This is a genomic window from Endozoicomonas sp. SESOKO4, assembly GCF_024606275.1.
Genome location: NZ_JAHHPS010000605.1, coordinates 1 through 11432, shown reverse-complemented (window position 1 = coordinate 11432; position 11432 = coordinate 1). Strand labels below are relative to the sequence as shown.

Sequence of the window (11432 nt, the reverse complement as noted above, 5' to 3'; positions counted from 1 at the left end):
CATTACGGTCGTGTATGTCCTATCGAAACGCCTGAAGGGCCCAACATTGGTCTGATCAACTCTCTTGCGACCTATGCTCGTACCAACGACTACGGTTTCCTGGAGTCTCCATACCGCAAGGTCGTGGATGGCAAAGTGACGGATGAGATCGATTACCTGTCTGCTATCGAAGAAGGTGAGTACGTTATCGCTCAGGCTTCTGCGAAGATGGACGACGGCAATAACCTGACTGAAGAGCTGGTTAACGTTCGTCACCGTAACGAATTTACCCTGATGGGGCCTGAAAAAGTCCAGTACATGGACGTTTCAACCAAGCAGGTGGTTTCCGTTGCAGCCTCCCTGATTCCATTCCTCGAGCACGACGATGCTAACCGTGCCTTGATGGGATCGAACATGCAACGTCAGGCCGTGCCAACCCTGCGTGCCGACAAGCCTCTGGTGGGCACCGGTATGGAGCGTAACGTAGCTTCTGATTCCGGTGTTTGTGTGGTGGCGCAGCGTGGTGGTGTGATTGATACTGTTGACGCAGCGAAGATTGTTGTTCGTGTCAACAACGACGAACTTCAGCCTGGTGAAGCCGGTGTCGATATCTACAACCTGACCAAGTACACCCGTTCTAACCAGAATACCTGCATTAACCAGCGTTCTCTGGTCCGTGCCGGCGAGACCATCGCTCGTGGCGATATTCTGGCTGATGGTCCATCCGTAGACATGGGTGAGCTGGCCCTGGGGCAGAACATGCGCGTAGCGTTCATGCCCTGGAACGGTTACAACTTTGAGGACTCAATCCTCATCTCCGAACGTGTTGTACAGGAAGACCGCTTCACTACGATTCACATTCAGGAACTGACCTGTGTGGCTCGTGATACCAAGCTCGGACCGGAAGAAATTACTTCTGATATTCCTAATGTCGGTGAGTCTGCACTGAACAAACTGGATGAAGCCGGCATTGTTCATGTCGGTGCTGAAGTCGGTGCTGGCGACATTCTGGTGGGTAAGGTAACCCCTAAAGGTGAAACTCAGCTGACACCAGAAGAAAAACTGCTGCGTGCAATCTTCGGTGAGAAGGCATCCGACGTTAAGGATACTTCTCTGCGTGTACCGACTTCTGTCAAGGGTACCGTCATCGACGTACAGGTATTCACCCGCGACGGCGTTGAAAAAGACAGCCGTGCCCAGGGCATCGAAAAGGCGGCTTTGGACGAATATCGCAAGGACTTGAACGAAGAATTCCGTATCGTTGAAGAAGATACCTTTGACCGTCTGCGTGAAGCTCTGCGTGGTCAGCCTGTTGACCGTGGTCCTGGCCTGAGCAAGGGCAACACCATCACGGACGAGTTCCTGAATGGTCTGGAACACGAACAGTGGTTCCGTCTGTCCATGTCTGATGAAACTCTGAACGAACAGCTGGATCTGGCGAAAGAACAGCTGAAAGAGCGTCGCGCACAGCTCGACGAGCGTTTCGAAGACAAGAAGAAAAAGCTGCAGACCGGGGACGACATGGCGCCTGGCGTGCTGAAAATAGTCAAAGTTTATCTGGCGATCAAACGTCGTATCCAGCCGGGTGACAAGATGGCGGGTCGCCACGGTAACAAGGGTGTTATCTCCATCATAATGCCTGTCGAAGACATGCCCTACGATGAAGAAGGCAACCCGGTTGATATTGTGCTGAACCCTCTGGGTGTGCCGTCCCGGATGAACGTAGGACAGGTTCTGGAAACTCACCTGGGTGCTGCGGCACGTGGTCTGGGCCACAAGATCAACCGCATGATCGAGTCCCAGAAGAGAGTGGCTGAAATCCGTGAATTCCTCGACCAGGTTTACAACGGAGTCGGTGGCGGACGTGTTGAGGAACTGGACAAGTTCACTGACGAAGAAGTCATGGAGCTGGCCCATAACCTGCGCGGCGGCGTACCTATGGCTACTTCGGTATTCGATGGTGCCAAAGAATCTGAAGTGAAGGAGTTGCTGCGTCTGGCAGATCTCAGCGACACGGGTCAGGTAAGACTGCACGACGGACGTACCGGTGATTCCTTCGACCGTCCTGTCACTGTGGGCTACATGTACATGCTGAAGCTCAACCACCTGGTTGATGACAAGATGCACGCACGTTCCACAGGTTCTTACTCTCTGGTTACCCAGCAGCCACTCGGTGGTAAGGCCCAGTTCGGTGGTCAGCGTTTCGGGGAGATGGAGGTATGGGCACTGGAAGCCTACGGTGCTGCCTACACTCTGCAGGAGATGCTGACTGTTAAGTCTGATGATGTGACCGGTCGTACCAAGATGTACAAGAACATCGTCGATGGTGATCATCGAATGGAAGCCGGGATGCCCGAATCCTTCAACGTACTGTTGAAAGAGATTCGCTCTCTGGGTATCGACATTGAGCTGGACACCGAATAACGAATACGTGAAATCCGCTGGTTGGGCATAGCCCGGCCACCGGATGGATCGAGGAGATGCGATCTTGAAAGACTTACTGAATCTACTCAAGACCCAGGGCCAAACAGAAGAGTTTGACTCGATTCGTATCGGTCTGGCTTCCCCAGAAATGGTACGTTCCTGGTCTTACGGTGAAGTTAAAAAGCCGGAAACAATCAACTACCGTACGTTCAAGCCTGAACGTGACGGCCTTTTCTGTGCCAAAATCTTTGGCCCGGTTAAAGACTACGAGTGCCTGTGCGGAAAGTACAAGCGACTGAAGCACCGTGGTGTTATCTGCGAAAAATGTGGCGTAGAAGTCGCCCTGGCGAAAGTTCGTCGTGACCGTATGGGCCACATCGAACTGGCCAGCCCTGTTGCCCACATCTGGTTCCTGAAATCCCTGCCATCCCGTATCGGTCTGTTATTGGATATGACCCTGCGTGATATTGAGCGAGTACTGTACTTTGAGTCATACGTTGTTATTGATCCGGGTATGACGACGCTGGAGAAAAACCAGCTGCTCAACGATGAACAGTACTACGAAGCTCTGGAAGAGTTTGGCGACGACTTTGACGCCCGTATGGGTGCAGAGGCCATCAAGGCTCTGCTGGCAGACATCGAGCTGGGTGAGGAAGTGGACATGCTGCGAGAAGAAATTCCGCAGACCAACTCTGAAACCAAACTGAAGAAACTGAGCAAGCGTCTGAAACTCCTGGAAGCTTTCCACAAGTCAGGTAACAACCCTGAGTGGATGATTCTGACCGTTCTGCCAGTTCTACCACCTGATCTGCGTCCTTTGGTACCGCTGGACGGTGGTCGTTTTGCGACGTCCGACCTGAATGACCTTTACCGCCGCGTGATCAACCGTAACAACCGTCTGAAGCGTTTGCTCGACCTTAACGCTCCTGACATCATTGTCCGCAATGAAAAGCGTATGCTGCAGGAATCGGTAGATGCGCTGCTGGATAATGGCCGCCGCGGTCGTGCTATCACCGGTTCCAACAAGCGTCCTCTGAAATCCCTGGCCGACATGATCAAGGGTAAACAGGGCCGCTTCCGTCAGAACCTGCTTGGTAAGCGTGTTGACTACTCTGGCCGTTCTGTTATCACCGTAGGTCCTACCCTGCGTCTGCATCAGTGCGGTCTGCCCAAGAAAATGGCTCTGGAACTGTTTAAACCATTCATCTTCGGCAAGCTGGAAGCCAAAGGTCTGGCGACCACCATCAAAGCTGCCAAGAAGATGGTAGAGCGTGAAACCCCTGAGGTTTGGGACGTTCTGGCTGACGTCATCCGTGAACACCCGGTGATGCTGAACCGTGCACCCACTCTGCACCGTCTTGGTATCCAGGCGTTCGAGCCGGTTCTGATCGAAGGTAAGGCGATTCAACTGCACCCACTGGTGTGTGCGGCTTATAACGCTGACTTCGACGGTGACCAGATGGCGGTACACGTACCACTGACTCTGGAAGCCCAGCTCGAAGCCCGTGCCCTGATGATGTCCACCAACAACATCCTGGCACCTGCAAGTGGCGAGCCTATCATTGTACCTTCCCAGGACGTGGTACTGGGTCTTTACTACATCACCCGTGACCGTATTAACGCCAAGGGTGAAGGCATGGCTTTCGTTGACGTCAACGAAGCCCTGCGTGCCTACCGTACCGGTCATGCTGATCTGCATGCCCGTATCAAGGTACGTGTTTCTGAAAAATACAAAGACGACGATGGCGTAGAGCACAGCAATGCCTTCCTGGCCGATACCACCATTGGTCGTATCCTGTTATGGGAAATCGTACCAGAGGGGCTGCCCTTCGAACTGGTTAACCAGACCATGAAGAAGAAGGCGATATCCCGCCTGCTGAATACCTGCTACCGAAACGTGGGCCTCAAAGAAACGGTTATCTTTGCTGACCAGATGCTGTACATGGGCTTCCATTACGCGACCATCTCCGGTTCTTCTATCGGTGTTAACGACTTCGTTATCCCGGGCGACAAGAGCCGTATCATTAATGACGCAAATGAAGAAGTGCGTGAGATTGAAAACCAGTTTGCTTCCGGTCTGGTGACCCAGGGTGAGAAGTACAACAAGGTGATCGATATCTGGTCCCGTGCCAACGAACTGCTGGCCAAGCGCATGATGGACAACCTGAAGTCCGACACCGTGATTAATCGTCAGGGTGAAGAGGAAGAGCAGGAATCCTTCAACAGCGTTTATATGATGGCTGACTCCGGTGCCCGTGGTAGTGCTGCACAGATTCGTCAGCTGGCCGGTATGCGTGGTCTGATGGCCAAGCCAGATGGCTCCATCATCGAAACGCCTATTACGGCGAACTTCCGTGAAGGTCTGAACGTACTTCAGTACTTCATCTCTACTCACGGTGCCCGTAAAGGTCTGGCAGATACTGCTCTGAAGACAGCGAACTCCGGTTACCTGACCCGTCGTCTGGTAGACGTCGCCCAGGATCTGGTGGTGACTGAAGACGACTGTGGCACAGTACGTGGCCTGCAGATGACTCCGCACATCGAAGGGGGTGAAGTTGTCGAACCTCTGGGTGAGCGTATCCTCGGTCGTGTGGTGGCTGAAGATGTACTCAAACCAGGTGCAGAGAATGAAATCGCTGTGCCCGCCGGCACCCTCATCGACGAAGCCTGGGTTAAGCGTCTGGAGCTGATGAACGTTGACGAAGTCAAGGTTCGTTCTCCAATTACCTGTGAAACCCGCTACGGCATCTGCTCCAAATGTTACGGTCGTGACCTGGGTCGTGGACATCTCGTTAACAAAGGTGAAGCAGTCGGCGTTATCGCTGCCCAGTCCATCGGTGAGCCCGGTACTCAGCTGACCATGCGTACCTTCCACATCGGTGGTGCTGCATCCCGTGCTTCTGCACAGGACAACATCTCTGTTAAGAACAAGGGTACTGCCCGTCTGCTGAACTTGAAGCACGTTGAACGTAAAGACGGTGCTTTGGTGGCAGTGAGCCGTTCCGGTCAGCTGGCCATTGCTGATGAATTCGGTCGTGAGCGTGAGCGTTACAAGCTACCATACGGTGCGGTTCTGTCTGTTAAGGACGGTGTTGATGTAGAAGCCGGTCAGATAGTTGCCAAGTGGGATCCGCACACTCACCCCATTGTGACCGAACTGTCCGGTACCGTTAAGTTCCTGGGCATGGAAGAGGGCATTACCGTCAAGACTCAGACGGATGAACTGACCGGTCTGTCCAACATCGAAGTTCTGGATCCGAAGGATCGTCCTTCTGCCGGTAAGGATATTCGTCCTGCTATCCAGCTGCTGGATGCCAATGGCAAGGAGCTGAAGCTGCCTAACACTGACGTAGCAGCTCAGTACTTCCTGCCTGCAAACGCTCTGGTGAACCTGGCCGATGGCACGACGGTAGAAATCGGTGACGTTGTTGCCCGTATTCCACAGCAGTCCGGCGGTAACAAGGACATCACCGGTGGTCTGCCACGAGTGGCCGACCTGTTTGAAGCCCGTAAGCCAAAAGAACACTCTATTCTTGCGGAAATCACCGGTACCATCGGCTTTGGTAAAGAGACCAAAGGTAAGAAGCGTCTGGTCATCACTCCGAACGACGGCAGCGATCCGTATGAAGAGCTGATTCCCAAGTGGCGTCACCTGAACGTGTTCGAAGGTGAACAGGTGACCAAGGGTGAAGTTATCTCTGACGGTCCTACCAACCCCCACGACATTCTGCGTCTGCTGGGTGTCGGTGAGCTGGCCCGTTACATCGTTAACGAAATCCAGGACGTATACCGTCTGCAGGGCGTTAAGATTAACGATAAGCACATCGAAACCATTCTGCGTCAGATGCTGCGTAAGGTTGAAGTCACTGACACGGGTGATTCTTCGCTGATCCGTGGTGATCAGCTAGAGTTGACGTCCGTTCTGGAAGAGAACGAGAAGCTGGGTGACAAGGATCAGATCCCTGCCAAATACGACAGGGTACTGCTGGGTATCACCAAGGCATCTTTGGCGACCGAGTCCTTCATCTCTGCGGCTTCCTTCCAGGAAACTACAAGAGTACTGACCGAAGCAGCAGTGACCGGTAAGCGTGACTACCTGCGTGGACTGAAGGAAAACGTGGTCGTCGGTCGCCTGATTCCTGCGGGTACAGGTCTGACCTATCACGAAGAACGTCGTAAGGGTCGCGAAGAGCCTGAGTTTGAAGTACCAAGCAAGGTCTCTGCTTCTGAAGTTGAAGCGGCTCTGTCTGAAGCTCTTAACTTCGGCGAGGTGTAACAATAGGCTGACGCCTGTTTTTATACAGTGAGCTAAACAGAAAGGCTGCCTTCGGGTGGCCTTTCTCATTTTTTGGTGTCTGGAAACTGTGATGATTAACACCAGACTAAAACCTGACTAAAGGCAACTGAAAGACTCGCTGAACATTTAAGAGACATCAACAAACGCATGATGTAGTCTACGGTGTCAAGCTTGATGCTCTTGAGGAGTTGCTGTGGCGGGAAATAATTTTACAAAATTTATTGGTCGGAAAGGCAGGGTTTATAACGCTCGCTGGGAGGCGGCATTTGACCGTATCCTCACGCCTTTTGAAGAATTTATCCATCGTCAAACGACCAGCGGCATCCTTCTGATGATCTGCGCTGTCATCGCTTTGGTGATCGCGAACAGTAATCTGTCTCCCCTCTATGAACAGATTCTGAAAACCTATGCCGGTATTTCTATCGGTGAAGGCGGCCTGAAGATGTCTATTCACCATTGGGTCAATGATGGTCTGATGGCTTTTTTCTTTTTCCACGTCGGTCTCGAACTCAAACGTGAGTTTCTTGTCGGTGAGCTTTCCGACCTCAAACATGCCGTATTGCCTATCATGGCTGCGATTGGGGGTATGGTAGTGCCCGCACTGATCTATGCCAGCATCAACCCGACAGGTGTTGCCGCAGACGGTTGGGGCATTCCGATGGCAACGGATATTGCCTTTGCTGTTGGTACCTGTGCACTTCTGGGTGGCCGTGTTCCTAAAAGTCTGATTACCTTCCTCGTGGCTTTGGCCATTGTGGATGACCTGGGAGCTATTGCGATCATTGCTGTTTTCTACACCAACGAAATCAATCAGGTGGCTTTGCTGTGGGCTGCTGGATTCACTGCCTTTTTGTGGGTGATGAATGCTTTTGGTATTCGTAATCCACTGCCTTATCTCCTGGTGGGTGGTGGCCTCTGGTTGCAGCTGTACGAAGCCGGTATTCATGCGACATTGGCTGGCGTTATTACCGCTTTTGCCATTCCGGCTAAACCCAAATACGATCCTGTTGCATTCAGTGACCAGATAAAAAATCTGATTCGGCGATTTGATGGTAGTTACCGTCCTGGTGAGGACGTTTTGCGTAATGAAAAAATGCGTGCTTACGTCCGGGCGCTTGGAAATGGTACTCGCCTGGCAGAAGCTCCACTGCAGAGAATCGAAACCAGCCTGCACTTACCGGTGACTTATATCGTCATTCCCATTTTTGCCCTGGCCAATGCCGGTATTCCCTTTGATGTTTTTTCCGGGGATACCGAGATTTTCAATAACGTCACCTTGGGTGTCACTCTGGGTCTGGTGTTAGGTAAGTTAATTGGTATTGCAGGTGCCACCTGGATAGGCTGGAAGCTGGGATGGGGTGACTTGCCTCATGAATGTAACTTCCTGCATATTGTGGGCGTTGCCTTTCTGGGCGGAATCGGTTTCACCATGTCGATCTTCATATCAGAACTGGCATTTGCTGGCAGCCCCAATGATTTAGTACTGGCCAAAGCAGGGGTTCTGATTGCGTCCCTGATAGCCGGTATTGCTGGCTTTATCTGTTTGACTAAAGCTTCTCCCAAGGCCGTTGAAAAGAATACTGTTGAGCAGGCTTAAGCTCAGATTATTCATCTCTGAATATTAATAACCCGGAGCTTGCTCCGGGTTTGTGATTTTGGTTAGCTTTTCTGCTCATTCTCGTTCTCATGTCGAGGAGGCTGTCAAAACAGAGAATGCCGCACTTTTGGCGCAGCCTCAGAGTGTTGGTGCGAGACAACTTTGTCTCTATGTCATAGTTGTCATTAAACAGTCATTTGCAACCGTTATAAAAAGCCCTGATCAAATTGAATAAAATCAGGAACCTCAATGGAACTGAAACTTACTCGCAACGCTATCACTCTGGCAGCTCCCTTTATTTTGGCTGGCTGTTCAATGGTTCAGGAAAATGCTGAAGTTTCCCATCCCACCATGGAGCCGATCGGTCGATATGCTTCTGGCAGTTACCATAAAGGTGCCGCAGAGATTGTGGCCTGGCATAAAGCCAGTCAGTCTATCTATGTTGTCAACGCCCTTGATAAAACCATAGATATTCTCAGTGGCAAATCCCTCAAGGGGCAGCCACTTGCTAATCCGACCATGGATTCCAATATTCTCAAAATTGGCAAGATCAATCTTGAGTCCAGTATTGATGGCATGAAGCTGGGCACCGCTAACAGCGTTTCTGTTCATGGCGATCTTTTGGCTGTTGCTGTTGAAAATAGCGACAAACAAAAGAAAGGCGTTGTCATTGTTTATAAGCTCGATGCCGAAGGTGGTGCCGTATTCAGTGACTATAAATTGGTAGGGGCGCTGCCTGATATGGTGACCTTTACACCGGATGGAAAATACCTGCTGACAGCAAACGAAGGTGAACCTTCATCAGATTACAAAGATGACCCGGAAGGTTCGGTCAGCGTTGTCAAGGTGACTTCTGAAGGCAAACTGGAAGAACCACGTCATGCTACTTTCACTGCTTTCAACAAAGGCTACTCCAGAAACAGTGAATTGCCGAAAGATGTCAGGGTTTTTGGTCGTGATGCCTCTGTGGCTCAGGACCTTGAGCCTGAGTACATAGCCGTTTCTGCTGATTCCGGAACTGCTTACGTTTCTCTGCAGGAAAACAATGCCCTGGCACTCGTTGATATTGCCAATGCGCGAATTGATTCTATTGTTCCCCTTGGCTATAAGGATTATGGCCAATTTGCGATGGATGCCAGCAATAAAGATGGTGGTGTGAATCTTCAGAAATGGAGCGGTGTCTACGGTATGTATCAGCCAGATACCATTGCTACCTATTCGGTCGAAGGTAAAACCTATGTTGTGACAGCCAACGAAGGTGATGCCAGAGATTATTGGTACACAACTGCTTCTGAAGATCAGTGCCTGGCTTCAGGTGGTTTGAAATACGATAACGAAGACGGTTGCCTGGGGTTCACAGAAGAGGTTCGTACCAAGAAGGTTGAGGTCGCCCGGGAGCATCCTAATGCTGAGGCAGCCAAAGATAAGAAAAAGCTTGCTCGCCTGAAAATTACCAACACACTGGGTGATACGGATAACGATGGCCAGTTTGAAGAACTTTACTCCTATGGCGCTCGCTCATTTTCTATCTGGAACGAAGCGGGTGAGCTGGTTTATGACTCGGGTAGTGACTTTGAAGAAGTGACAGCAGCCGTACTGGGTAAACATTTCAACAATAATGACGAGGAAACCAAAGGCGATAACCGCAGTGATGATAAAGGCCCTGAGCCAGAGGCACTGGCCGTGGGTGAGATTGATGGACGTCAATATGCGTTTATTGGCCTGGAGCGAACCGGTGGTGTCCTGATGTACGACGTGACTGATCCAGCAGAAGCTGAGTTTGTCCGCTATGTCTACAACCGTGACTTTTCTGTTGATACTGACAAAGAGCCAGAAAAAGCAGGCGATGTGTCTCCCGAAGGGATGAAGTTTGTCGAGGCTTCTGAAAGTCCAACTGGAAAGCCTTTATTGATTATCGGTCATGAAGTCTCTGGTTCTACGCTGGTTTACCAGATCGATTGATTAGATGTTCCTTTCAGTCGACTATTTTTGGCTTTGTTTTAAACGGACTGAGGGTTGCCGTAGGATTTCTGGCAACCCTTTTTCAAACGGAAGGTCTGTTTAAATGACAGAAATTTTTTCGACCTCAATTTCGGTGGTTTCAAAAGCACCGCTTTCGACTTCACCCAGAATGTTAACTTTGGTCTTTTCATTAATCTGCACGTCAGGCATGTCTCTGGACTCAATCTCTACCTGAATGCTGTCTTTACCATCTGAAAAGGTGTAGGTCTCATCGTCGATTTTATTGGTCAGGTAACCGGTCAGTTCTACCCGGGAGTCATCAACCGGGTTTTCGATGATGGTGGCAATATCATTGATGGTGGGTGTGCTATTGGGGCCGGTGTATTCAGCCATTGCGTTGCCAGTGGTCAGAGCAATCGTTGAAGCAGCAAGGAAAGCAGACAGTGTTGGATTCATGGTTTGAGTCTCCGGTTTTCTATCGATATAGGTATCTGTTTAAAAGATGGGCGTAGCATAATCGAAGGCAGGTAACCGGAAGATGAGTGAATCATTAAACTTTTTTCATAAAAGAAAAAACGGCAGTTTCAGGGACCGAGTTTCCAAGTCGTAACCGGAAGTTGATAGTGCTCCAAAACCTGCTGTAAGCGATCCCAGTATTCATGGTCGGATGGTTTTCTCAGAATCAACACAATTCCCGCCTGTTTTCTGGTCAGCATTCCATAGGCCAGGGACTGGCCGATGGCTTCAGGCCATTTGTTGGCAAAATCCATTTCAATGGCATGACTTTCAGTCATGCAATCAACACGTCTCCCATCATCCAGCCTGACTTCAACTTCGCCACCTTTACCTTCGCACCAGACCTTCTGATACCAGAGCTCGGGTTCCGATGCCCAGGAATGATTGCTAAGCAGATGAGATGAAAGAATCGCAAGAAGACGAAGCAGGGTCGATAACATGTGCTCAATCCTTTGAGTCAATGTTTCAACGCTACCTGTGACAACAGCTCGCTGCAACACTTATTTGATCCCTGGGCTATGCATAGCTTCTGCGTATGTCCGCTCGCAATAGGCTGGCTGTAGCCTTTTAGGTTGAAGCCTCGACAAGGCTGGAAGTGTCAGAAGTCTAAGTATTCATAGGGAACTAAAACCAAATATAAATATCTAAGGTTGTAAG

6 protein-coding genes are annotated in these 11432 nt (G+C 50.6%); 4 read left to right on the top strand and 2 right to left on the bottom strand.

From position 1 onward, the window contains the following. From rpoB to KDK16_RS11790, 4 genes are all read left to right on the top strand, one after another. Positions 1-2403: DNA-directed RNA polymerase subunit beta (gene rpoB / locus KDK16_RS11805; RefSeq protein WP_257276269.1), on the top strand; the 2403-nt coding region annotated here is incomplete at its 5' end. A gap of 64 nt (positions 2404-2467) precedes the next feature. Then, positions 2468-6679, top strand: coding sequence for a DNA-directed RNA polymerase subunit beta' (rpoC, locus tag KDK16_RS11800; RefSeq protein ID WP_257255184.1), 4212 nt, complete (start codon positions 2468-2470; stop codon positions 6677-6679). A 214-nt stretch (positions 6680-6893) separates the two neighbouring features. Next, positions 6894-8297, top strand: a complete 1404-nt coding sequence (gene nhaA / locus KDK16_RS11795; protein WP_257255186.1) for a Na+/H+ antiporter NhaA — start codon at positions 6894-6896, stop codon at positions 8295-8297. Between the two features lie 249 nt (positions 8298-8546). Further along, positions 8547-10259, top strand: coding sequence for a choice-of-anchor I family protein (locus KDK16_RS11790; protein ID WP_257276268.1), 1713 nt, complete (start codon positions 8547-8549; stop codon positions 10257-10259). A gap of 99 nt (positions 10260-10358) precedes the next feature. On the opposite strand, the gene KDK16_RS11785 is transcribed toward KDK16_RS11790, so the two are convergent. After that, positions 10359-10715, bottom strand: a complete 357-nt coding sequence (locus KDK16_RS11785; RefSeq protein ID WP_257255188.1) for a YgiW/YdeI family stress tolerance OB fold protein — start codon at positions 10713-10715, stop codon at positions 10359-10361. 128 nt (positions 10716-10843) lie between these two features. Continuing rightward, entirely contained in the window at positions 10844-11215 is a 372-nt protein-coding gene (locus KDK16_RS11780; protein WP_257255189.1) for a hypothetical protein, read from the bottom strand. Positions 11216-11432: the final 217 nt, after the last annotated feature.

What these genes read in the sequence shown, in the direction of transcription:
- KDK16_RS11785 (WP_257255188.1), bottom strand. Translation starts at nt 10,715, where the DNA reads ATGAATCCAACACTGTCTGCTTTCCTTGCTGCTTCAACGATTGCTCTG.
- KDK16_RS11780 (WP_257255189.1), bottom strand. Translation starts at nt 11,215, where the DNA reads ATGTTATCGACCCTGCTTCGTCTTCTTGCGATTCTTTCATCTCATCTG.
- KDK16_RS11790 (WP_257276268.1), top strand. Translation starts at nt 8,547, where the DNA reads ATGGAACTGAAACTTACTCGCAACGCTATCACTCTGGCAGCTCCCTTT.